The following is a 24,236-nucleotide window of genomic DNA, read 5'->3' on the forward strand; positions in this document are numbered from 1 at the left end:
AAAAAGGTGCCAGGCACCCTGAAGGAATCAGGGACCTGGCGCCTTTTTTTGTTATTTCTTTGTGATGATTACATTCTTCTCAACCGTGTTTCCGCCAAGGTCTGTCAGTTCAAGATGAACGGTATTTTTACCTTTTTTCAGGGAAACCTTTTGGCTGATTTTCTTCGTTAATGCCCTCTTTGCAAACGGCTCTTTAAAGTAATGGCGGTATGCCGCATTGTCGTTTACGAAGAAGCGCATCTCATCATAGTTGTCCGCAAGCGTAATTTTAAGTGTTGCTGTTTTCGTTTTGCTTGACACTGTTTTCGGTGCATCTACTTTAATCGTTGGAAGAGTTGAATCCACAATCACCTGGCGGCTGAAGGCCACTCGGTTTCCGCTTTTATCAATCGCTTCAACCTTGAACGATTGGATGTTATCAGAAGTATAGGTAATCTTCTTGCTGAAATCGTACTGCTGTTTTGGTGCATTCCATACAAGCTTTGCAGGTTTGCCGTCGATCATGAATGATTTCAGTCCAGAATCATCCGTCACATGTCCGGTTACAGTCACTGTTTTGGAAGAAGTGATGCTTAACGCTTCAGGTGAATCTACTGTGACACTTGGTACGCTTGTATCTTTCCCGCTCATATTAACATTTTTCATTACTGAGTTACCTGCATAGTCGTAAGCAGCAAGAACTACTTTCGCGTGGCTAGGAAGGTCATTCAGCTTATATTCGCTTGCAGAAGAATCAAGCGGCTTGGAAAGAACGCTTTTTCCGTTAACTAAAACATCGTAGTAAGCTACGCCTGTTCCTTGATCGCCCGCTGTCCAGGAAAGCGTATGGCTATCTGCATTCCATTTTGCAGTAACAGCAGGATCTTTCGTATCGACATACACAGGGAACAATGCTTTTTGCCACTTAGCTTTCGGATAATCAACCACTGAACTTACTTGGTAGTAGTACAATCCGTCTTTTACTTTAGAACCATTCACCGTTCCATCCCAGGCAGCTTCTGTGACAGGAGTGTACCCAGGTTCAGAACCGCCGTCATAATAGTTCTTCACCACATCTTCTTGTGTATCCAACTTGCGAAGTGAAGTTTTATTTCTGTCAAGGATGGAGTATTCCACTTTTTTCGCGTTTCTTAGGAAAGAAAGCACCGGGAACGCTTCATCATAAAGCCCGTCTCCATCAGGTGAGAAAGAAACTTTATCTTTTAACACATTTTTCAATGCATCGCTTCCAAGGAACTCAAAGTCATCGTTCACTTCAGCAGCCAGGCCTGTCACTCCGTAGAACGTGTTGTCGTCATATACAGGAGCGTCAATGATCGGTGCTTTGTCCCATTTTCCGTGGAAACCAACGTATGGAACGCTTAGCTCAGGATATTTGTTGCCTGCATCTATTAATCTTACAAAACCTTCTACAAAGTAGCCGTTTTTGAAGATTTTGTCGAGCGGCATGTCATTAGCCCAGTCTACGGTATCTTTTAGATCGACCGTAACATTTACAGTTGCTGTGCTTTTCGCTTTGATCGCAATACTGCTCGCTTTCTTAGAACCAGAAGTGAAAGAAATCGGGAACGTTCCTCTATTCGGATCCTCTGAATCTCTTGTTCCATTTTTAAAGATTCCATCTGCTTCAAGCAGGTTCATGCCTTGAAGTGCAAGGTCTGTTTGAACATTGCCCGCAAGCTTGTACGTTACGTCTTTGGAGCTGTAGTTTTTAAGATTTAAAGTAAAGGTGAATTTATCGCCTACTTCTTTTACGGCTGCTTTTCCTTCACCTGATTTTGCTTCTGTTACAACCACTGGAGTTTTCATTGCCGCATGAAGGTCCATTAATCCTGCACCTTCAAGGCGTGGAGAATAGTAGTTTCCAGTTTGGCTCTCTGTATTGAACAAGCCATGATCGGCTTGCGGTCTTGATGTGTTCATTAAGATGTTTTTGGCGAGTTTAACGCGGGTTGCCCCTTTAACTTTGAAATCTTTGTCCACTCTTTCCATCACGAGAGCAGCACCGCCGGCAACATGCGGAGCAGCCATGGACGTTCCACTCATCACCCCATATTGGTTGTCGTTAAGCGTTGAATAAATCTTCCCGCCTGGTGCAGTGATTTCCGGTTTAAAGTCAAGGTTCGGTGTCACGCCCCATGAACTGAAATCAGACATCTCTCCTGCGTTTGGATTGGATGCGGAAATGGCTTTACCATCAAAAATCACTTCAAGCTTCTTGCCTTCTTTCGCTTTTGCTTCGAGCTGGTTGCCGTCAGCAATGCTTAAAGACACAAGAGGAATCGCCGGTTTGTCGAGGGCCATGTTGACATAATCGCCGTGATCCACTCTGCCTCGGATAATGACACCAGCTGCGCCTTGCTTTTCAGCTTCGTGCTGAATCGCCGCATAGTTGAAATTTCCGTTTCGGACAACGAAAACGACTTTGTCCTTCACATCTTTACCTGCATAGTTGGCAGGGCTGCCGTCACCGACATAAACGACTTCCATCTTATCTTTATCAAACGTGCCGATTGGATTTGGAGAGTCCTGCTTTTGGTAAGCAATGTATCCCATATCCTCTCCGTCCACTTTTAAGTTCATGCCTTCAAGTGTAAGCTTTGTGTTTTCAAGCGAAGCGACTTGAAGAGCTTGTCCGATCAATCCAGGAGACCCAACTACTCCTGTATCTGGATTAGACGGATAAGGGTTTCCTGCTCCATGTCCTGCGTAAGCAGAGTTGCCTGCAGAAATGGCACAAAGAATACCGTTGTTCGTTGCGTTCTGAATCGCTTTTTCCTCAGGGTCATCATGCTGTACGAATGCAGCTGTTGATCCAAGGCTCATGTTGATCACATCAGCGCCGAGTGCAATTGCGTCGTCGATCGCTTTAATATAAATATCACTGAACGTGGATGGCATTCCAGGATCGTTTCCGAATACTTTAAGCGCTAAAAGCTGTGCTTCAGGAGCTACACCTTTAATTCCGCCATTGTCTTCGTCTCCGTTAGCTCCTACGATCCCTGAAACGTGCATGCCGTGCATGGAAGCACCAGGGCCAAGATCGCGGATTTCTTTGTCGTGGTCCGCATAGTTGTATCCGTAAGGTACTTTTTCAGTAAAGTAGCTGCCTTTGAGTCCTTTGGAGTCTTTAAGGCCGTTCACTTTCCCGGATGTCAGCTTCACTTTTGTATCAGGGCTGAGCACCATATCTTTATGTGAAGGATCGATGCCTGTGTCGATAACAGCCACGACCGTTCCTTCTCCTTTATATCCATAGTCCTGCCATGTTTCTTTTGCATGGACGATATCCTTGCTGTACAGCATGTTCGGCTTGTCCCCGTTAATTGACTCAGGACGTTTATATTCATGCGCAATATGTACATCTTTCACACCGTCAAGCTTTTCGATATCTTTAATATCACCATATTTGACTTCACCGCTGAAGCCGTTTAGAACGGTTGTAAAGCTTTCCTTATACGATACCGGGATGTCTTCCTTCTCGATGTCCTCTTTCACTTCTTTTTGTTCATTGGCCAATTTTTTGGTCAGCGATGTTTTTTCGCTTGAGCTCAACGAACTGTAGCGCTTGTTTTGTGCCTGTGCGTACTGAATCGCTGGTTTTTGATCAAGTTCGACTACTACGCGAACCTTATCGTTTTTGCCATATTTCTCTTCTTGAGGCAGTTTTTTAAGATCCAGGCCTTGAGGCTTTGTTCCCGCTGCCTTGCTGTGAGACGGCAGATTCCCCTGAGCATATGCCAGGTTGGAAAACGTCATGATAAATGCTGTCATCAACGCAATCCGTTTCTTCATCCAGTTTCCCCTTTTCCTTGTTTAAGTTTTCTCTGGGTGAATGATCTTGCTGCTTTAAAAAACTAAAATTTCCATAATTTTAGTTTAATTCCACTATTCAGAAATCGCAATTTATATTTATTTTTTTTGATTTCTTTTTTTGGGTGCCAGGCACCGTGCGTTACATACTTGTGTAATAGCGGTGCCTGGCACCTCATATGCTTGTATGAATGGAAACGGGGAGGGATGGACAGCATGGATTCGTTGACGATGGCCGTTGTGGGAGTGATTTGCTTTCTTGTTTTTACTGGTTTGGTGGGATACGCCCAGACAGGATACCGCCTGAAGATGTGGATCAGAGAACTTCAGGAGCTTGAAGCACAGGGAACTGCACAGCCGCGGTCCCGCTGGATTCAGCGTGTTTGTTCGGATTACAGGCAGTATCATCTATCAGGAGTCTCCTCATTGAATTCACAGGCGCTGATTGAAAAGCACCTTTTCCAGGAACGCATTCCTCTTCTTGGACTGATGCGCGTTCCTGTTGGAAATATCCAAAAGGTTCTGCAGCAGCTGCCGGCTTTTACGATTATTCTCGGTGTGCTCGGCACCTTTATCGGCCTCACTCTATCTCTCCTGTCCATGCAGGATACGCTGTTCAGGCTCGGAAGTTCTGCCTCTGGCCCGAATATGACCATGAACTCCATCATCTCATCCTTAACTGCTCCTTTTGAGGGAATGAGCGTTGCTTTTATAACAAGTATCGCGGGTATAGGAGGGGCTCTTATCCTCAATATTCTCCAGACAGGCTTTCTGTCCAGGGGATCTTCCCTTACGTACCTGCAGGGCAAGGTGATGTCGGACTGTGAAGTTTACCTGGACCATGCCTTCAACTGTCTTCTTTTACAGGAAAAGCCGCAGGATTCCGCCGAACGGCTGCTTGATCGCCTTGCAGCCAAAGTTGAGGAGAGCTTCCAAAAAAGCGTGGGCCATTTCGGAGCCTCTATGACAGAATTTACAGCTGGATTAAAAACCGCCATGGAGGACGTAAAAGGAATCTATGAAGCACAGCGTCTTCACAGTGAATCGTTTGCGGCTTCTGCATCAACTCTTGAACAGTTCGGCCTGCAGTTCCATAAAACCATTGAAAAACAAGATTCCATGCATAAAGCGGTCGACCAAAGCATTTCGGTGCTGGCCGCCCAGATCAAATCATTTGAACAGCAGCTGCAAAAAAGCACGGAACGCCAGAATGCAGGGCAGCAAACATTTGAGCTCCTGATCCAGCGTTCCGATAAAGTGCTGGCTGAATCACAGCGCCGCTCAGAAGAATTCGCCGGAAACATGGCACGCGCCCTTCAGGAACAGCTTCAGCACTACGCTAATCAGCATGATGCACTGGAGAGCAGGCTGGGACAGAAACAGGAGGAATGGTACTACCGCTATTCCGAAAAACAAGGAGAATACGGTAGAGCTGCCGCTGACTTCGCGTCCTCTGTCCAGCAGCTTGAAAAGGGCTTCTATAATGCCGTTGAACATATGAAGCGTGACTTTGTCGAGCAGATCCGGAATGTGCTGGAGCGAGAACGGCAGCTCAGCCAGCAATCCGGTCCGCAGCGAGGCGATGATATGAGAGAACTTGCCCGTACCCTTGAGAACCTTTTCCACGGGCTTTCCCGGGATTTTACGAGCAGCAACCGCACCCTTGGCGACATGTATCATCTTCTTCAGCGCATGTATCAGACGGCTATGGATAATCAGACCGTCTATGACTCCCGTGACCGGAACAATGAGTCAAGGCTTATCAGTTCGCATGAAATTAAAAGGCGGTGATGAACCGTGCGCGCCCGGAAAAACGTTTTTGCAGAACAGCACCAGGAAGAAATCTACTGGCCCAGCTTTACGGACATGATGGCAATGATGGTGCTCATCATGATTTTCATTGCCATACTCGCATACGTCCAAAGTATTTATAACGCCTATGATCAGTCACAGATCAAACAAGAACTGCATCAGGTAGCGGATGTTAAAAAACACATCTCGGACCTGATTGAAAAACAGCTTGAACAGAATGTAGGAAAAGATAAAGTTGTACGCGGCCCGAACAATACGATCTCTGTAGAAGGAAACATATTATTTGATACGGGGAGCGCCGAGGTCAGCGCACAGGGCAAGAAGGTACTGAACCCATTGGCCAACGCACTCGCCGCCATCATCGACGAGAAGGATATGAGTAAATATCTTTATATTATCCTGGTGGAGGGCCATACCGATTCGGTACCGTATGACAACTGGTCCCTTTCCACAGAGCGGGCAGTTGCGGTTGTAAAATATCTCGCCAAAGCCAATCCGAAACTTGCACGCCTGCCATATGCCCAGTACCTGGCCGCCACAGGATACAGCGAATACAAGCCGATCGCCAAAGGAAGCTCAGCAGCAGCCCTGCAAAAAAATCGCCGGATCTCCTTTCAAATCATTTTAGATGATGATAAATGGCAGAATAAGCTGAAGGATATTGTTAATCAGCAGTAACAGAGTCATTCTGAAGTCTTTAAGGGAATTGCTATCGACTCGTGCTTGCCTGAACCCGTTTACTTGCGGTTCGACACGTATTACTTGCGGAAACAGCTCTATTACTTGCGATTCGACAAGCTTTATTTGCAGAAATCGTCGTGTTACTTGCGGTTCGACAAGACTTACTTGCAAAACACATCATTTTCATAAAAAACGCACTCGCCCATCAAAAAACGAAGGGAACGCTTATCCCTTCGTTTTTTCTGTGTTCAGCATGAGCTGGTAAAAGTGAACATCCTGCCACTCATCAAATTTGTAGCCTACTTCTTTAAAGTTGCCGGCAAATTCGAAGCCAAACTTTTTATGCAGTTTTACACTCGCTTCGTTTCCGCCCGTAATGCTGCTGATTACGGTATGGTAGCCAAGATCAGCCGCCCTTTTCAGAATATCCTCCATTAAGGCATTGCCGATCCCTTGGCCGCGGAATTCAGAAGATATGTATAATGATAATTCAGTTGTGCGGGAATAGGCCGCTTTATCTCTGAACGGGCTAAGACAGCAGTATCCCGCCACTTTGCCGTCCAGTTTCGCAACAATCAGCGGAAAGTCGCCGCCGTATTTTTCAAACCAAACCTTTCGTTCTTCAAGTGTCTGCTCTTCTAAATCAAATGTAGCCGTCAGCGTTTTTATAGCATCATTATATATGTCCAAGATAGCTGGCAAATCGCGAAGAAGTGCCTCTCTTATATTCACCATGATATTCCTCCTCATGACTGTTATCTTGATGGTCTATGTTTACTGTACCAGAGTTTTTCCGAGAACGACAAAACAAAAACGAAGGGAAATTATTCCTCCCTTCGCCATATCTCTCTATTTCTTTGAACGTTCTGATGAGATCAGAAAAGCTTCCAATATATATCGCTTTGGAGCGGCACCAATATAATTGAACGGATAGCACGTACTGACCGTTAACACCGCGCGCGGTTTTGGAACGATCACGGTGCGGTCATCTTTGTCCACGATTCGAACCTTCCTTACTTTATACGTAAAGGTTCCGGCTGATGTCGTCACTTCAAGTTTGTCGCCTTTTCCTACTTTTCCGAGGCTGCGAAACACAGTGTCACGGTGGCCGGAAAGAACAGAGTTGTCCTTTTCACCAGGAAGAACGCTGTCTTTAAAATGGCCGACTCCTTTTTCCAGTTCATCTTCATTCGTTCCATGATAGATTGGCAGTTTCGCTTCCAATTTAGGAATGTAAAGGGTGCCCATCTTTTCCCCAATCGCTGGACGATTGGCATACAGTGGCGCTTCACGTTTTTCCTCGTTTGTTTTTGCCGGCTTTTTCACAGGTTCGTGCAATGCTTTTGATTCCACTTTTTCACCGGCAAAATAACCTCGTGAGTAACTAATAATATTCTCCGAAAACATTCCCAGGCCGAGAAGAATGATCACAATCGAAAAAGAAAGAAGAACAGCCTTTTTGGGCCGTCTTCCTCCTTCTTGGCGTCTGGTTGCCATTACGACATCCTTGCTCTTCTATATAGGAATAGCCCTGCTCCGGCAATTGCTAAGCCAGCAAGTGCGCCGTCAAGATTGTTGGAATCCGTCTTAGGCAATTTGCCGCCATTCACGGTTCTTGGCTTTTTAGCGACTGGCGCTGACAATTTTACTTCTTGTTTAACGGTTTGCGTAACCTTGCCTACTGTTGTTGCGCTGGTTCTAGCATCGTCTGACGTGATCTTCAAGTCCGCAAGCATTTTTCCGTTCAGATCAAACAGCTGGATAAAAAGATAATCTCCGTCCAAAACTTTCATCTGCATAAGCTCTCCGGCAGATACCGGTGTTTTCTTGCTGCCGTCTACAATAAAGAAGTTCGCTTTCATTTGGAAAATGGACATGAGCTCTTCAAAAGCGTTCCCGACTTCCTGGATCTGTGCTTTCGTCGGCTTTTCCGGATCGATGCTCATCATGCGCTCAGCAATGGATTCCAGTCTTTTTTCTGTATCTGGGGAGTTTAGATCTTTCTCGATGGACATGAGGTGGTCCTGCAGGTTTTGAATCTCAGCCGGAGTCAAATCTACTTCTGCCAGAGCCCCTTGAATCTCTTTTTCAATCTCCTTCATATCAGGCATTTCTTCATCAGGTGCCTGCAGGTCTGAAACCGCAAAGTACAGGTCATCTACATAAATATAGTCCTCGATGGCTTCTCCGTTCTTTGCTAAAAGATCCTTAAGCTGCTGCTCGTTCAAATCTAAATCAGTATAGATCTCATCAAGATTGCTGTTGTCGCTCTTGATGACGGCCCCGAGCGTTTCTTTCAGTTCATTGATGTCCTCAAAATCTGACAGCTCCATCCCCGCATAATCGGACAGATAGTTTTGGTAATCCTCTTTGCTAATTTCATAGCCGCGTTCATTGCTGATTTGTGCGAGATAGGCTGTAAGATCAGCATCCTTTATCCCTGCTGCAAACGCGTTTGCAGGCACAAAATAAAAGGCTAAGAGAACAGCCAGCAAGCTTAATAGAATCTTTTTCATTCTTTCCTCCTGAAATATGTTAGTTTTCCTTATATTAGTATAAATTATTACAATATAATTACATGTGACTTTTTTACTATTTATGAGAATAAAAAATGGAAGATTTACTCACTGCTCGCGAAAAAAGGCAAAAAAAAGGCCGCCTCTTTAGGAAGCGGGGGACAAAAAGATATATAAAAAAGGGGGGTACTTCTATCATTCCCGAAATCTCTTTTTTTATCCCTCATTTTTATAAAAGTTTTATAGTTTTTTTTATGTCTCTAAAAACAAAAAATCGGGTATGACTAGTAAGAATGCATAAATGAAAGGAGAATGCACATTGCGTTACTTTATTAACATGAAGAGAGAGTTTAAGGATGAATTCGGCAAGGTGTATACCTTCGATCCCGCCCAGTGCAGGGAGAATGAAGATGAGATCGAGCTCATGAATCAGCTTGATACGATGGATATTGGAAAGCCTTATATTTTTCCGAAAAACGCTGTAGCTGAAATTACGAAACAAGAGTATGACCGGCTGACATCAGCAATCCATGAAGGGGTAGAAGGAGCTGACGCCCGGGAAGAGATTCTCTCAAAATACTCCAGAGACTGACCGCTTACGTGAAGCGGTTTTTTTATTGTTCTTTTTTAAAGGCCTTTCTAAAAGGCTTTGGGAAAAGAACCTTCATTACAAGTTGATTGGAGTGCAAGGTGCGAGACTCCTCGAAAATGAATTTCACATTTTCTTCGTGCGATATAACGCTGACGAAGCCTTCCTTGTCCTGCGGGAGCAGCGTTACAGTTGAGACCCACAGGCGCCATGCGCCGAGGAGGTAGGCGCTTGCGCCGGTAAGGCTCACCGCCCGCCCCACGGAAAGCGAGCATCCTGAAACGGAAATCAACCACTCTCAGTAAGCAACAAGGATGACGAAAGCAGCAGAATCTGCGGATGAGGTATTCAGCAGATATCCTTGGTTCCATCAGGATGAGTTCCTGAATGGCAGCACGTTCCCATGGCGCCAGAGCCGCGGTAACTTTGGCAATATCCTGTCAGGGGAAGCCAGCGTCTCTATACGGCCTGATGAGTACGCGGATCGCCGCTATCAGGAAGCATTGGCAGAAGTTCCTGAATTGGCCGGCGAGAGCGAGCTTGGAGCCAAACAGTTCAAATGTCGTATCAGTTCATCACGCGCTTCCTGCCGTTCATGCTCGACCGTAAAGACCGCATGAGTATGGCCGTCGGCTTCGAAGTCCGTGTTCCATTCTGTGACTATCGCTTGGTCGAATATCTCTTGAATGTTCCGTGGGAAATGAAAAGCGTCGACAACATCGAAAAAGGAATTCTTCGCCGCGCATTAAAAGGCTACCTTCCTGACGATGTCAGAAACCGCCGCAAAAGTGCCTACCCGACCGCACAGGATCCGGTCTATTTTGGAGCCATCAAAAAATGGCTCATGGACATTGTGGAAGACAGCAATGCACCGCTTCGTCCATTGATCGATACGAATAAAATCAGAACGGTCGCTGAAGGTAAAACCGGAATGAGTGAGGGACAAGCCACAAAGCTGATGGAATATCTCATTCACGTCAACACTTGGCTGAAAGATTACCACATCAAACTTGTATAAAATGGTGCCTGGCACCTTTCATGAAAAAAGCACACCCGCGCTCGCGCGCGGATGTGCTTTTTTTATCATTTATTGATCAGACGATTCAGTATCAGTGCTCGTTTCTTGATCCTGCTTGCTTTCATCTGTACTGGTTTGATCTGCTTGTTTTTCATCATCTACTTTTTGTTCTGTGCCTGTGCCGCTTTCCTTTTTCTCGGTGTCGCTGTTGTTGCAAGCTGTCATTAACATAATCGCCATAAGAGAAGCCCCAATTTTCATTAAGAAACTTTTATTCATCCCATCGTTCTCCCTTCGATTAGTTCAGATTAGAACCGCTCCGCTTCACCATGTACCAGCGGCTCTATCCACACTATAGCAGGAAAACATCCCATTTAGTCGCGATTTACCAATACCTTACATAGCCTTTACAGTGCCTTAAAAAAAGAAAATGGTGCCAGGCACCGGCTTTTGACATATGTCAAAAAGCGGTGCCTGGCACCATCAATTACAGAAACTACCTTCCAACAGCAAATGTGATTTCAGCGTCCATTGCGAGCTCGCCGTCCACTGTTGCTGTTACTTTCCCTTTTCCGATTCCTCGGCGAATTTGAAGCAGCTCCACTTCCATCAACAATGTGTCTCCCGGTCTTACCTGGCGCTTCCATCTTACTTTGTCTGCACCGGCAAACATGGCGATCTTTCCTTTGTATTCATCCAAAGACAAGAGCGCCACCGCTCCGGTTTGGGCACAAGCTTCTAAGGTTAATACGCCTGGGAAAATATTATAATCAGGAAAATGCCCATTAAATACTTCCTCGTTGGCCGTAATATTTTTCTTTCCGACCGCACGTTTTCCCGGCTCGAGCTCTTCAATTGTATCAAGAAGCAAAAATGGATAACGGTGGGGGATGATTTCTTTGATCTGTTCAATGTTTAGTTTCATACCGAGATACTCCTTTTCTTTCTGGTTTACGGTTCTACTGTTTCTATGTATCTCTGCCCATTATACATGATAGAAAAAGGTTAATCCAATAGGCCGAGAGGAAGAGAACGGTTACCGCTCCCCCAGTCAAAATAAAAAGAGAGCCGCAGCTCCCTTGTCTCTTCACATCATTCTATTCGCTATACTACTTATCTTTGTTCACCAAATCAGAGATATGCGTCCATGTCTCTTTCTTGAACACATCCCCTGCTTTGCCATCGCCTACAACTGAATAGCCAATCACAGATCCAACTACAAGGCAGATCACCATTAAAACAAAAATCACAATCAGACGGAGCCAGATCGGAAAACGGCGTCTTTTTGACTTCCCGGTCTTTTGCTCTTTCTTTTTGTTTTCCCGCGATTTTGGATTCTCTTCCTTAACCGCTCCCTCTTGCTTCATCACTGCCATTTTATTTTTACGGTATTCTTCCCTGCTGAGCTCGTTCGCCATTTTTCATCACCTGTTAACGAATTCCGTTGACAAGCCCCATCATTTGGTCAGCCATCGTAATGGTGCGTGCGTTGAACTGGTAGGATCGCTGCATATTGATGATATCCGTCATTTCATTTCCTGTATTTACGTTGGACATCTCAAGGGCACCCTGCTGCATATTAACGCTAGCCGGGTTTGCCGCCCGAACCACTTGATTTTCATTTACACCAGCCGGAATTCTAAAATTGTGCCCCACCGCTTTAAGCAGCTGGGGATGGACGACATCAACGAGCGCCATTCTGCCGCTGTTGACGATCCTTCCATTACTTAACGTTACCGAAATATTCCCGTTTTGTCCAATAGAAATTTCTTTGTATCCGGCAGGAATACGAATCGGCCCCTTATCCCCCATCACCGCACTGCCGTCAGAGGTAACGAGTTCAAGGTCACCCTTCCCTCCTCCTGGCTTTAAATAAAACGCACCATCACGTGTGTATTCCATTACGGTTTTTCCATCGGTGTCCTTTTTCTGGACCTGGAAAAAGAGCTCAGGGCTCAATAGGGCGATGTCCAGCGGGCGTTCTGTCGTCTTGATCGCCCCCATCTCCAGGCTGACTGCCGTAGAGCTGACTCTCGCACCGCTTCCTGCACGAATTCCCACAGGGGTAAGGCGGCCGACTTCATTTTTGCTATCAAATTTATTATTGATCTGCTGAAAAAGAAGGTCAGAAAATTGAACATTTCTTCGCTTAAAGCCATTAGTATTGCTATTCGCCATATTGTTGGCCGTTGTATCGAGCTTCTGCTGCAGCTGTCCCATGGTCACTGAAGCGTTAATCATAGATGTATTCAATGTCTGTCCCTCCTTATCCGATCTTTCCTACTTCATTCGCTGCTTTCTCCATGCTTCGGTCATAAGCCTGAAGCACTTTTTGATTGGCTTCAAATGAACGGTAAGCTTCCATCATATCTGTCATGGATTGTTCAGCATCTACATTGGAACGTTCAACAAACCCTTGTTTTACTTGATAGGCGACCTGCGGATTTGCTGTGGCAGAGCCCGGTTTCTGAGTGCCTTGAAGCTTCAATAAGCCGTTGCCCTCTTTCACCAGATCCATCGGGTTCGTAATCAGTGCCACTCCCAATCTGCCTGCATTACGGCCGTGATCGAGAATGACGCCCTCTCCGTTTACTGTGAAATTTTCATCAGAGACAATGATATGTTTTCCGTTTGTATCCAAAACATAGTTCCCGTCCGCAGTCACCAGATTGTTTTTGGCATCTACGGCGAAATGGCCGTTCCGGGTATAGCGTGTTTCTCCTGCGGCGGTTTCCACCATATAGAATAACGACCCTGGCTTGCCCGTTTTTTTATCGATTGGAACGGAACCCTGCACGAGAGCAAGATCGGTGTTCACACCGCTTTCCTGCATATCTCCCTGAATAAAGTTCGGAATGGCTTCCTGCATGTAGACACCTGTCGCCAGCTGGCCGCTCTGTTTTTGGCCTGGAATGGTTAATGGCGTTTTCCCGTTTGAGTCCATTCGTTCTAACAGCATGGAAGGAAACGTCCTAAGCGATGACTGATCTGCCTTATAGCCCGGTGTGTTGATATTGGCAATGTTGTTGCTCAGCATTTCCTGGCGCCGCTGCTGAGCAATCATTCCGGCAGCTGCAGTATAAAATCCTCTTAGCACAGTGGTTCCCCCTCTTTTTCGCACACTTCTTCTTGTCTTTATTATCGGCAAATACTTTTGGATGTTTAAGCTCGAACAAAAAAAAGACCCGCTTTTTTATGAAAAGCAGGTCTTGGAATTACGCTTTATCTTATTTTCCGTTTTGGAAGCTTATCGATGTGTTCAAGCATTAGACCGGTACCGTTTGCTACAGCCTTCATCGGTTCCTCCGCTATAAAAATAGGAACCTTAAGCTCCTCGGCGAACAGCTGGTCAATACCATGGAGCAATGCCCCTCCGCCCGTTAAGATGATTCCTCGGTCAATGATATCCGCAGACAGCTCAGGAGGCGTTTTTTCCAGAACGCTTCTTGCTGCATGGACCATCATCATGACCGGCTCAAGCAAAGCTTGTGTGATTTCTTCTGAATGGATGGTAACCGATCGCGGAAGGCCTGTTACCATGTCACGCCCGCGAATATCCATCTCCTCATTTCGAGCACCAGGGAAGACGGTGGCCACGTTCAATTTAATGTTTTCTGATGTTCGTTCTCCGATCAACAGCTTATATTCTTTCTTGATGTAGTTTAGGATTTCACTGTCAAGCTTGTCCCCACCCATCTTAATGGAAGAAGCCGTAACGATATCGCCCATGGATAATACCGCAACGTCTGTTGTTCCGCCGCCGATATCAACAACCATGTTGCCGCTCGGCTGGAAGATATCCATACCTGCTCCAACAGCTGCCACTTTCGGTTCTTCTTCCAGATAAATCGCTTTTCCTCCGCATTTTTCAGCGGCTTCCCGAATCGCTTTTTGTTCAACAGAGGTAATGTTTGCAGGGGTGCAGATCAGAATTCTCGGTTTGGTAAACATACCCTTTACATTTATTTTATTAATAAAATGTCTTAACATCTGCTCTGTTACTTCAAAATCAGCGATTACTCCATCTTTTAACGGACGGATCGCCACGATATTGCCTGGAGTACGTCCCACCATCCTGCGGGCTTCTTCACCTACAGCAAGCGCTTTCCCCGTGTTTGTGTCAATCGCCACAACAGATGGCTCATCCAATACAATTCCTTTTCCTTTAACGTAAATCAGTACATTGGCCGTACCGAGGTCAATACCAACATCCCTTGAAAACATTCATATATCCTCCCTGTATGTTCCGCAACGCTTTACAAAAATCGTCAATTTTCGAATTTCTATCCAATAAAACATTCTATCATAAGTTTTGTTGAACCGGGAAAAAATATGTTAATTTTTTTGTATATTTCCTGAACGCACAACAGCGGCATGCATTTTATGCACGCCGTGTGAAGTGGTGTATCTTATTGTACGACTTCCTCTGCACCCTTTTTGTACTTTACCCGTGTCGCTTCACCACCCCGTAGATGTCTGATAGACTTATGGTACTCTAAAATTTCTTTCACGTTGTTCGCCAAATCCGGGTTGATTTCAGGTAATCGTTCCGTTAGATCTTTATGAACGGTGCTTTTCGAGACACCAAATTCTTTTGCGATCATACGCACTGTTTTTCTTGTCTCCACGATATACCTTCCTATCTTGATGGTTCGTTCTTTGATGTAATCGTGCACACCACTCGCCTCCCCAAATTGGATGTGAGAGATGCGATAGAGACTTCTATGTTCAAGCTACGCGACCTGTCCTTGTGTGTCGTCTCCATGAAGTCAGAGTGTCCCGTCCCCTTTTCACCGCAGCCATACTACGTCTTCTCACCGCTCACCCTCAAAAGAATTGTAGGTTTTGTAACATCTTATTAAGACGAACGTACTTATATGCCAAAATCTCAAGAAGGACAAGGGAAAAAAGAAAAGCTGAAGGACCTGATTAGGCCCGACTAGCGCTGGAACTCTCACACAGCAACACGCTCTTTGTGTTGAGGTGGGGAAGTGAAGGGACTCGAGGGCCTGGGTCCTGAAGCTGGATCGAGAAAAGCTGAAGGACCTGATTAGGCCCGACAAGCGCTGGAACTCTCCTAAAGGAGCACGTGTTTTGTGATCATGCTGTGCATTACTTGCGGTTTGGCAAGGTTTACTTGCGAAAATGCTCTGTTTACTTGCGATTATGCCTCGTTTACTTGCGAAAATGTCCTGTTTACTTGCGAAATTGAGGACTTTACTTGCAAAGCACATCATTTTCATAAGTAGCCCACAGGAAACACTACTTTCCCCCAAAAAAGCAGCCCGCACATCGCGGGCTGCTTTCTCAATTTGTTCAGTTATCGTTTGCAGATGACTGTTTAGAGTTTTCGCTGGTTGAAGAAGATTCTTTTTCTTTGTTTTTCTTAGGAGCAGTACTGCTGTCCTGAACACTGTCAGATTTTCTTTTTTCAACTGAAGCTTTCTCTTCCTTATTGCTCGCTTGTTCTTCCTTATCCGCTAGCTTCTCAATTTGGGAAGCCGATTGGTTCCATGCAGATACAGGATCTACAGCGATTCCATCTTTGCGGATTTCAAAGTGAGCATGAATTTTGGCGTCCTTGTCATACAGGTTTTGGCCGGCTGTACCGACAACTTCACCTTGGTTTACTCTGTCGCCTTCTTTCACTTTTACAGAGGCTAAAGAAGAGTAGTGTGTAACAAGGCCATTCGTATGCTCAACTTCAACAACGTAGCCAAGCTCTGGATCTTTCACTGATTTTGTAACATTACCACTCATGGCAGCAGCGACATCAAATGTTTTTCCGCTCTCAGCAGCAAGGTCAATTCCTTTATTTTGGTAGTAGATATTATTATAAAATACGAGAGCAGCTTCTTGTTCTTTAGCAGATGCATCAGGATCAAAGAATTCTTTTTTAATCGCTACGCTGTTTGGATCCTTTGCCGGCATCTTGAATACTTCTTTAGAAACACTTACCGGAACGGCTTTATTATGATTGTCAAAAGCACTGTTCGGCGTATCCTTAGAATTAGAAGCTTCATTTTGATACCACAAGACGGAAGCTAGTACTACTGCGGCAAAAGCGAGATAGACTGCCGGATATACCCAGCGTTTTTTCATAAACCTGCCCACTTTCCTGCTTTTTAGCGGAACTGTTTTTTGGGATTGTTTTTCTTCATCTTTCATTTTTATCATCACCTCAGCAATCATTCTGAACAGGATTCAGAAAATATATACTTTGGTATGAAAAAAATTGGGATATTATTTTTCGACAAAGATTTGAATACTATGCATGATTCCCAAAACTTTATTTTTCTCCGCAGGATTAGGAAGGGGTTAAACACAAAAGACCCGGCTTTTTCGCCGGGTCTGGAAAGGCTACTGCTTTGCGGTGGAACGGCCAGGATCAGGCTTGTATTCTGAAATGGCCACTCCTTTGTAATAGTATTTTACAATTTGCTTGTAGTTCTTGCCGGCCTTCGCCATGCCGTTTGCTCCATACTGGCTCATCCCCACTCCATGGCCGAAGCCTTTCGTCACTGCAATCACTTCTTGTTTCTTTTTCGTCAGCGTAAAATCGGCTGAGCGAAGACCCAGTTTCTCACGGATCTCTTTGCCCTTAAAGCTTTTTCCGTCAATGGTCATACGGGCGATCCGGTTTCCTGCGGTTTTCTTTGTTACCGTGCCCACTTCTCCGTCCTTTTGAATTACGACCCCCAGCCTTCTCTCAACATCCAGCAAAGAGATCTCCTGTTTCTGGACGAATTTAGGAGTGTTTTGATCCCACGGGCTTTTTACGCTTTTTAGATAAGGATATTTCGTTCCCCAATAGTCCTCGCTGTTTTCGGTATAACCATTGCTTGTTGAAAAGAAACTCGCAAAGATCGGTTTCCCGTCGTACGTTAAAATCTTTCCTTTCGTCTCTGCTACCGCTTTGGTGATCTTCTTCATCTTTTCTGGATATTCGTCTCCCCACAGCTTCTTCAATTCATCATCATTTTTGTAGACCTGATGAAGAATGGAATCCGTCACAGCCGCCCCGCCTGGAAGATTTCCCCCTTGAGCGCTGTCCAAAAGTCTGGCGATGTACGTTCTGGCTGTTAACGCTTGAGCCTTTAACGCCTCAAGTTTAAAGTCAGCGGGCATTTCAGAAGCGACCACTCCTTTGACGTACTCCTCGAGCGCGACCTTTTCCACCTTTTTCTCAGCTGTGCGGTAGACGGGTACAGCAAGTGTCGATGCTAGACTCGGTATGGCAGCTCGTTTGATTTCCTTCGGCTTTGTCTCTAGCAAAAAGGATGATTTGGAAGAGTAGGGTAGCACGAGCAAAGCCGGAAGAAGGACGGTGACCACAACAAAGACAGAGACGAAGAAGGTAATCGGCTTCATTTTCATGAACATTCGGCCTGGCCTCCACTGAATTGATTAGTCTTTACAATTTATGGAGGGAGACAAACTATTAGAACTTGTTTTTCCTTTCAATCTCAGTTCTACTTTTCAATCTCATAGAAAAAGGGGCTGTCCTGAAAGTCGAAAATTGACCTTCAGGCAGCTCCTTTGACGTGAAAAATCTTCAATGAAAAGTTGATTGGAGTGCAAGGTGCGAGACTCCTGCGGGACTAGCGTGACAGGTGAGACTCCCGCAGGCGCTTGCGCCAANNACTTCTTGGACAGCCCCTTTGCTTTTTTAATAGACGCCAACTGCATCAAACGACTTGTTGACCGAGTTGACTTCCGCAGAGCCTGATCCATACAGATCAGCTGCCGCTTGAACGAGCGCAGCTCTCGCTTGGCTGAACGTGGCGTTCGACGTGAGATAAACCGTGTTGGCGCGGTAATAAATCGCTCCAAGCTTGCTGTTGCCGATGCCAGTAACCGTTACGCCGTAATGGGTTCCTCCAACTGCAAGCAGATAAGCCTGCTTATTGATGATGCCGCTGTTCGTATGGACACCCCCATTGTCACTAGTTCCAGTATAACGTTTGGAATAGTGGTCTGGATCGCCATATTTCGCAGGATCGCTCATCGAACGAAGAGCATCATTCGGTGTATTCGGTGTGTAGATGTCTTCTCCGATTTCATAATCCGGATTACGGTTGTCATAATACTCGACAAGCGTTCCAAAGATATCAGAAATAGCTTCGTTTAATGCACCTGATTCATTTTGGTACACCAGATTGGAGCTGCGTTCCGTAACCGCGTGGGTTAATTCATGCCCTATTACATCCAGGCCGCCGGATAACGGAATAAAAGTAGTTCCGTCACCATCTCCGTAAACCATTTGCGTCCCGTTCCAGAAGGCGTTGTTATAGTTGCGGCTGTAATGGACAGTCGATTTTAGTGCTCCGCCTTTATTATCAAAGGAGTTGCGTCCAAATACGTTTTTGTAGTAATCATACGTCACTCCGGCATAGTAATGAGCGTCTACCGCTGCACCGTCGTATGCGGCATTATATGTGTTATCAGCATCCGCCCATAATGAACCTGGAAGGAATTGGCGGTTCTTTCCGTCATATGTAAAGATCCCGCTTCCTCTCGTATTATCCTGTAAGTAGTAGGTTGAACCGGATAACAAGGTTCTCAACGTTTTTGAGTCACCAAGCACACCTTTTCCTGTCCCGGTTGCATTGGTTCCGGTTAAGGTTCCTCCTGGTTTGGAAGCAGCCTGCCCACCATTTGCTTCGTCAAGGTTATTATACTTGTTCACAATCTTTCCTGTAGCTGCTTCAACAAAATAGTTATAATTCCCCGGCTTTGGAGACAGGAAATTTAAATTTACAAGATAGGCATAAACAGCTTTTTCACCTGATGTGTAGACAACAAGATCGGCTGTCGGTGCCTTTTCATAATCGGGGGTATATCCAAGATCTTTAACTGCCTTGGCGATTGCCTTCTTAGCAGAGATTTTCTTAGTATTTTTCAAGCTGCTCTTTTGATCAAGGTTCGGTACAGTTGAACCTGAAACCACTGTCAAAACTCCGTCTCTGTCAACATGAGCTACCTGAGTGGAACCCCAGACAGGAACTCCCTTATATACTTGCTGCAGGCGCAAAACAGTGGAACCTAGCTTGTCCTTTTGCTGAGATTGAACAGCAAAAGAATCTTCCGCTTTTTGTGACCCAAAATTATATGCACTCTTATGCTGGTTTAAGTAACCAAGAACAACAGCTTCGGCATTATGTCCAGAGGCTTTCGTCAACTTTCCAGAAACAAATTCAGGCGTACCTTTTTGTTCGCTTATCTTGTAATTGGACAGCACATTTTTTGGTGCTGCTAAAGAAATTGCCGGTGTAAGAGCCGATGCTGCCAAACCAAATGATAATCCCAATGCCAGAGCCTTTTTCTTCATCGATCATATCCCCTTTGTCATGTATAGAATAGCCTTGCTTGATTTAATAGTACACGAATTATATTTAATTTCAAACTATTCTAAAAATTTTGAATATATACTCCCAGTCTTTCTTCACTTTCTATATCAACTAGGTCATTTTCCTTACTTTTTAATAGCGGAATTCTTATGCTCTTCTTACTATCCTTTCAAACCCGCAATAAAAAAAGCTCCCTGCAATCTGCAGGAAGCTTTCTTTAAACTATAAATTAAGCAAGATTAGATTTTAATGATACCGATGATTTCTCTTCTGCTGGAGCGGCTGTTGATTCTTCGTTAACACGCTCGATGTCAGCTCCAAGATCATGAAGTTTTTCAGTAAATTTCACATAGCCGCGGTCGATATGTTTAAGCTCAGTTACACGCGTATAACCGTCAGCTACAAGGCCGGCAAGGACCAGTGCTGCTCCCGCTCGCAAATCAGTTGCTGCAACCTCGGCTCCCTGCAATGATACAGGTCCGTTGATTACGGCAGAGCGGCCTTCGATTTTAATATCTCCGTTCATGCGGCGGAATTCCTCAACATGCATAAAACGGTTTTCAAACACAGTTTCTGTAATGACACTTGTACCGTTTGCCCGAAGAAGCAATGCCATCATCTGAGACTGCAAATCTGTCGGGAAGCCCGGATGCGGCATAGTTTTAATATCAACTGGTTTTAATTCTTTCGGACCAATGACACGAAGACCAGTTTCCTCATCTTTAATGGTAACACCCATTTCTTCCATTTTTGCGATTAATGGGCGAAGGTGCTCGGCAATCGCGCCTTCAACAAAAACGTCTCCGCCAGTAATAGCTGCAGCAACCATGTACGTACCTGCTTCAATTCGGTCAGGAACCACAGCGTGCTCCGAACCTGAAAGCTCTTCAACACCTTCGATACGGATTGTACCAGTACCTGCGCCTACTACTTTTCCTCCCATGGAGTTGATGTAGTTTGCAAGGCAAACAATCTCAGGCTCTTTAGCTGCATTTTCAATAATGGTTGTTCCTTCAGCAAGGGCAGCAGCCGTAATAATGTTTTCTGTTGCTCCTACACTTGGGAAGTCCAAATAAATTTTTGCACCTTTAAGGCGGCCATCTATGCTGGCTTCAATAAATCCATTCCCGATTTTAACAGTGGCACCCATGGCTTCAAAGCCTTTTAAGTGCTGATCGATCGGACGTGATCCAATTGCACAACCGCCAGGAAGTGCGATTCTCGCTAATCCTACGCGTGCAAGCAAAGGTCCCATTACCAAGAAGGATGCACGCATTTTACGAACATATTCAAATGGCGCTTCTGTTTTTAAAGCTCCTGAAGCATCCACTTGGATCTCGCCATTCTCAAATTTAATTTCAATATTTAAATAACGCAGTACCTCGTTAATCGTATATACATCAGCAAGGGTCGGCACATCTTTAATCGTGCTTGTGCCTTTACTGGCTAAAATGGATGCTGCGATGACAGGCAGTACCGCATTCTTTGCTCCTTCAACTTTAACAGAGCCTTCTAACCGCCTACCACCACGGACAATGATTTTTTCCAACGAAATTCCCCTCCGCGTCCAATTTCTATATTAATATTCAGACGTAATTATTGGTGTTCCAATTGTGACGGCTGTTTGGCCGCCCATTCCTTGATTTCTAATTGCAATCTGCAGATTCATAGCTTTGTGAGCTGTATTAATTTTCTCATCCCAATGCTTAGTATATGCCGAGATTGATACAAACGTCTCTTCCTTCAGTTCTTCGACAGGAACAGCGGAGAACGTTGTCATGAGCTCAAGTGCTTGTTTATACAAACCGACGTCCATTGTACCACTATGTACCCCTGTGATACAAGAGAAAGTTGAAGTTTTTCCTTCAAAATAGGTAGCGACCCTACTCTGAAACGATCGTGCAAAATGCTGAAATTGATTTTTATTCCAGCCCTTTCCTTCGACCGCATAAACAAGATACGTTGCAAGCTTTTCTTTTTGGGGGTATCCCACCAGCGTAAGGCGCTCTTTTATGCTCCCTGCTTGAGAATATCGCACCCCAGTAATCTTTAAATGTTCTTGCATATTCATATTGTTCCATTTATAACCTTTAGCTGCATTCTTTAATAATGCCGCTTTTTGTCGATACCCATTTAGATCGGAAGTAAAACCTGCACTTCCTTTAGTATAAAGCGACCATTTTTTCACAATAATACCTTGCTCGTCCATCGCTTGCTTCATGTCCGAAATTTTGCTTATATTTGCTGCTTCTCTTGCCAGCACACTCTCATAAGAATGAACCAATAATATAATAGCAAAAAATAAAATAATACTCTTTTTCATTTTATTCCACCCGTCCTCTCCTCTATTCTCATTCTTGCCAGAGGACGGTCCATTATTCATGGAAGTTGCAGTCATATTCCGACAGAAACTTCACCTTATTTACTTTGTTCAACAGTGAACAATCTTTTGCTGCATTGTGAGCTGAGACGGTTAGTAGGTATGTGTTAATTAAAATAAATATTTAAGCTGTGTGGAATAATTCAAATACATGAGAAAGAAGCTGCTTACGAGGCTGGCAACAGCGATCGTTACTAAGACGAATAAAACGCGTGCTTGGATCACCTTGCCCTTTTTGATGTACGAGTCAAATTTTATTGCCTGCATGGCCCACCATGTGATGACGAGAAAAAGCAGGTGAACGAGGATATGAAGCAGCGCTTGCTGCCCGGCTTGTTCAAACAACTGGGTTCCTCCTTGCCACAAGGCCTTATCGGCCAAGTGCTTACTAAACACCATCATGATAACATACACCAATAGAAAGTAGCATAAACTGAATTTTACCATAAAGGAACAGACAAAAGGCCTATTTTCAATCATGTTCCCAATTTTGACATATCTTTAAAATCCAAGGGATTTCCCAAATAAAAAAGGAATCTGCATCGCGGCAGATTCCCTTATTTTTGTCCTAATGTCTGGAAAAAATCTGTGAGATGAAATTCATTATAAAAGAAATGGAGGGCGGTTCCCGGGAAGATACCGAAGAATACGGTTGCCGCTGCACATAAAGCCGTTACAAACAGGAGGCCCTTCTTATGCTGGATCGCCCGCTCTTCCTGCCCTGAACGAAAAAACATCTGGCCAATAATGTTGAAATAATAGAAGTAAGAGACAACCGTGGCGGCCATTAGAATCCCTGCCAATATGTAATGTCCAGGGTTGGTTCCAAGGGCATTCATAAAGATTCCGAATTTCCCCGCAAAGCCTGCTGTAGCCGGAATGCCCGCCAATGACAGAATAAAGATGGTCATGGCGACAGCAAGCCAGGGAGAACGCTTATATAAGCCGGCAAAGCCCGATATATCATTCGTCCCGCTGGCTGCTGTTACTTCCTGAATGACAGCAAAAGCACCAATATTCATAAACAGATAGGCAAGAAGATAAAACCATGTTGTTTCAAACAGCAAAGCCGAGACGGAAACGAACGGAACGAGAATATAGCCAGCCTGCGCAACCGACGAATAGGCGAAAAGCCGTTTAATGTTCCGCTGCCGGAGGGCGATCACATTGCCGGCAATCATGGTTGCTCCAGCGAGAACAGCGAGATACGGCTGAACTTGAAGAAGCAGCGGATCTCCTTTAATGCCGGGCGCTGAACTAAAGCACAAGAGAAAAAACCTCAGGATGATGGCAAATCCGGCTGTTTTCGAGACCACGCTTAAAAAGGCGGTAACAGGAAGCGGTGAGCCTTGATACACATCGGGTGCCCACATATGAAAAGGAGCAGAGGCGATTTTGAAAGTTAACCCTGCAAATGTGATAAAAAAAGCAAATACGAGTAAAAACTGATTCTGAAGGATGCTCGTATCTCTCAATGCTGCACCTACTGCATACAGGTTTGTTTCCCCAGTCAACCCAAATACATAGCTCATCCCAAACATTGTGATGGCTGTTGAAATCCCGCCTGTTACTACATATTTAAAAGCAGCCTCATTCGACTCCAACTTTCTTTTTCTCATGCCTGCCATAACATAGGAGGAAAGAGAAAGGAGCTCCAGGCCTATAAACAGGGTGATCATGTCCCCGCTCGAAGCCATAAACATGGCCCCAAGGAGAGCAGTGAGCAGCAGATAGTAGAATTCCCCACGGTACTCTTCTTCTTCACCCATCCGGTAGTCATAAGCTAAAACTAAAATCAGCCCTGTTCCCAGAAGCAGGATCAGCTTAAACGCCTTCGAGAAGGAGTCAAGCCGGTACATATCATGAAAAAGTGATGCTCCTTCATGTCCAAATTGCAGATATAAAAAAATGAAAGCCGCTGCTATTCCTGCAATGGCCAATATCCCGAGAGGACGGCGGCTTTGCGTTCGTGGCATAAACAAGTCCAGCAAAGACAGGATAATAGCTGTTCCCAAGATGGCAAATTCAGGCGCCATGATTCCCCAGTTCATTGAAGTTAACGTGTGAAGATCCATCT

Annotated in this window: 23 protein-coding genes; 4 read left to right on the forward strand and 19 right to left on the reverse strand. The window is 45.0% G+C overall.

The features are described 5' to 3' along the window. Window positions 1-51 precede the first annotated feature (51 nt). The gene (locus P4361_RS00885) at window positions 52-3,795 is read right to left on the reverse strand and encodes a S8 family serine peptidase (protein WP_328087877.1); all 3,744 of its coding nucleotides are present in this window, start codon (window positions 3,793-3,795) and stop codon (window positions 52-54) included. 234 nt (window positions 3,796-4,029) lie between these two features. On the opposite strand from P4361_RS00885, the gene P4361_RS00890 reads away from it, so the two are divergent. Continuing rightward, a complete protein-coding gene (locus P4361_RS00890) occupies window positions 4,030-5,604 on the forward strand; it encodes a hypothetical protein (RefSeq protein WP_328087879.1) in 1,575 nt (524 codons plus the stop codon). A 6-nt stretch (window positions 5,605-5,610) separates the two neighbouring features. After that, window positions 5,611-6,303: an OmpA/MotB family protein gene (locus tag P4361_RS00895; protein ID WP_053356511.1), complete on the forward strand. Its 693-nt coding sequence runs from the start codon at window positions 5,611-5,613 to the stop codon at window positions 6,301-6,303. 228 nt (window positions 6,304-6,531) lie between these two features. Here P4361_RS00895 and P4361_RS00900 read toward each other — a convergent pair whose 3' ends face one another. From P4361_RS00900 to P4361_RS00910, 3 genes are all read right to left on the reverse strand, one after another. Then, window positions 6,532-7,041 carry a GNAT family N-acetyltransferase gene (locus P4361_RS00900; protein WP_062238373.1) on the reverse strand — a complete coding sequence of 170 codons (510 nt, stop codon included), beginning with the start codon at window positions 7,039-7,041 and terminating at the stop codon, window positions 6,532-6,534. A 114-nt stretch (window positions 7,042-7,155) separates the two neighbouring features. Then, window positions 7,156-7,803, reverse strand: a complete 648-nt coding sequence (locus P4361_RS00905; RefSeq protein WP_328087881.1) for a class D sortase — start codon at window positions 7,801-7,803, stop codon at window positions 7,156-7,158. Continuing rightward, window positions 7,803-8,822, reverse strand: a complete 1,020-nt coding sequence (locus P4361_RS00910; protein WP_328087883.1) for a processed acidic surface protein — start codon at window positions 8,820-8,822, stop codon at window positions 7,803-7,805. Before P4361_RS00910 ends, P4361_RS00905 begins: the two co-directional genes overlap by 1 nt. A gap of 319 nt (window positions 8,823-9,141) precedes the next feature. Between P4361_RS00910 and P4361_RS00915 the strand changes: the two genes are divergently transcribed. Then, entirely contained in the window at window positions 9,142-9,414 is a 273-nt protein-coding gene (locus P4361_RS00915; RefSeq protein ID WP_053356507.1) for a hypothetical protein, read from the forward strand. A gap of 22 nt (window positions 9,415-9,436) precedes the next feature. Here the strand turns inward: P4361_RS00915 and P4361_RS00920 are convergent, their stop codons facing one another. Continuing rightward, the gene (locus tag P4361_RS00920) at window positions 9,437-9,673 is read right to left on the reverse strand and encodes a hypothetical protein (RefSeq protein WP_328087886.1); all 237 of its coding nucleotides are present in this window, start codon (window positions 9,671-9,673) and stop codon (window positions 9,437-9,439) included. A gap of 297 nt (window positions 9,674-9,970) precedes the next feature. Here P4361_RS00920 and P4361_RS00925 point away from each other — a divergent pair, with 297 nt between their 5' ends. Then, window positions 9,971-10,429, forward strand: coding sequence for an asparagine synthase C-terminal domain-containing protein (locus tag P4361_RS00925; protein ID WP_328087888.1), 459 nt, complete (start codon window positions 9,971-9,973; stop codon window positions 10,427-10,429). Window positions 10,430-10,498: 69 nt separating this feature from the next. Here P4361_RS00925 and P4361_RS00930 read toward each other — a convergent pair whose 3' ends face one another. From P4361_RS00930 to nuoN, 14 genes are all read right to left on the reverse strand, one after another. Further along, on the reverse strand, window positions 10,499-10,708 hold the full coding sequence (locus P4361_RS00930; RefSeq protein ID WP_053356505.1) for a hypothetical protein: 210 nt from the start codon (window positions 10,706-10,708) through the stop codon (window positions 10,499-10,501). Window positions 10,709-10,925: 217 nt separating this feature from the next. Beyond that, on the reverse strand, window positions 10,926-11,354 hold the full coding sequence (gene fabZ / locus P4361_RS00935) for a 3-hydroxyacyl-ACP dehydratase FabZ (protein WP_053356504.1): 429 nt from the start codon (window positions 11,352-11,354) through the stop codon (window positions 10,926-10,928). A 184-nt stretch (window positions 11,355-11,538) separates the two neighbouring features. After that, window positions 11,539-11,847, reverse strand: a complete 309-nt coding sequence (locus P4361_RS00940) for a DNA-directed RNA polymerase subunit beta (RefSeq protein ID WP_082316088.1) — start codon at window positions 11,845-11,847, stop codon at window positions 11,539-11,541. A 13-nt stretch (window positions 11,848-11,860) separates the two neighbouring features. Continuing rightward, the gene (locus P4361_RS00945; protein ID WP_328087890.1) at window positions 11,861-12,682 is read right to left on the reverse strand and encodes a flagellar hook-basal body protein; all 822 of its coding nucleotides are present in this window, start codon (window positions 12,680-12,682) and stop codon (window positions 11,861-11,863) included. 13 nt (window positions 12,683-12,695) lie between these two features. Beyond that, complete coding sequence (locus tag P4361_RS00950; RefSeq protein WP_328087893.1) at window positions 12,696-13,526, reverse strand: flagellar hook-basal body protein; 831 nt, start codon at window positions 13,524-13,526, stop codon at window positions 12,696-12,698. Window positions 13,527-13,651: 125 nt separating this feature from the next. Next, entirely contained in the window at window positions 13,652-14,653 is a 1,002-nt protein-coding gene (locus P4361_RS00955; RefSeq protein ID WP_062238359.1) for a rod shape-determining protein, read from the reverse strand. Window positions 14,654-14,838: 185 nt separating this feature from the next. Further along, a complete protein-coding gene (gene spoIIID, locus P4361_RS00960) occupies window positions 14,839-15,105 on the reverse strand; it encodes a sporulation transcriptional regulator SpoIIID (RefSeq protein ID WP_026677325.1) in 267 nt (88 codons plus the stop codon). Window positions 15,106-15,745: 640 nt separating this feature from the next. Then, window positions 15,746-16,597, reverse strand: coding sequence for a M23 family metallopeptidase (locus P4361_RS00965; protein WP_328087897.1), 852 nt, complete (start codon window positions 16,595-16,597; stop codon window positions 15,746-15,748). 192 nt (window positions 16,598-16,789) lie between these two features. Then, window positions 16,790-17,812, reverse strand: coding sequence for a stage II sporulation protein D (gene spoIID, locus P4361_RS00970; protein WP_256225073.1), 1,023 nt, complete (start codon window positions 17,810-17,812; stop codon window positions 16,790-16,792). A gap of 286 nt (window positions 17,813-18,098) precedes the next feature. Then, window positions 18,099-19,760, reverse strand: a complete 1,662-nt coding sequence (locus tag P4361_RS00975; RefSeq protein WP_328087898.1) for a M4 family metallopeptidase — start codon at window positions 19,758-19,760, stop codon at window positions 18,099-18,101. A gap of 248 nt (window positions 19,761-20,008) precedes the next feature. Continuing rightward, entirely contained in the window at window positions 20,009-21,328 is a 1,320-nt protein-coding gene (gene murA, locus P4361_RS00980) for a UDP-N-acetylglucosamine 1-carboxyvinyltransferase (protein ID WP_328087899.1), read from the reverse strand. A 30-nt stretch (window positions 21,329-21,358) separates the two neighbouring features. Further along, a complete protein-coding gene (locus tag P4361_RS00985; protein ID WP_328087901.1) occupies window positions 21,359-22,102 on the reverse strand; it encodes a YwmB family TATA-box binding protein in 744 nt (247 codons plus the stop codon). A 168-nt stretch (window positions 22,103-22,270) separates the two neighbouring features. Beyond that, window positions 22,271-22,504 carry a DUF1146 family protein gene (locus tag P4361_RS00990; RefSeq protein WP_254781666.1) on the reverse strand — a complete coding sequence of 78 codons (234 nt, stop codon included), beginning with the start codon at window positions 22,502-22,504 and terminating at the stop codon, window positions 22,271-22,273. A 212-nt stretch (window positions 22,505-22,716) separates the two neighbouring features. Beyond that, window positions 22,717-24,234: an NADH-quinone oxidoreductase subunit NuoN gene (nuoN, locus tag P4361_RS00995; RefSeq protein WP_328087903.1), complete on the reverse strand. Its 1,518-nt coding sequence runs from the start codon at window positions 24,232-24,234 to the stop codon at window positions 22,717-22,719. Between the last annotated feature and the right edge of the window lie 2 nt (window positions 24,235-24,236).

The organism is Fictibacillus sp. B-59209 (assembly GCF_036216745.1).
In the GTDB taxonomy this organism is placed as follows: domain Bacteria; phylum Bacillota; class Bacilli; order Bacillales; family Fictibacillaceae; genus Fictibacillus_C; species Fictibacillus_C marinisediminis.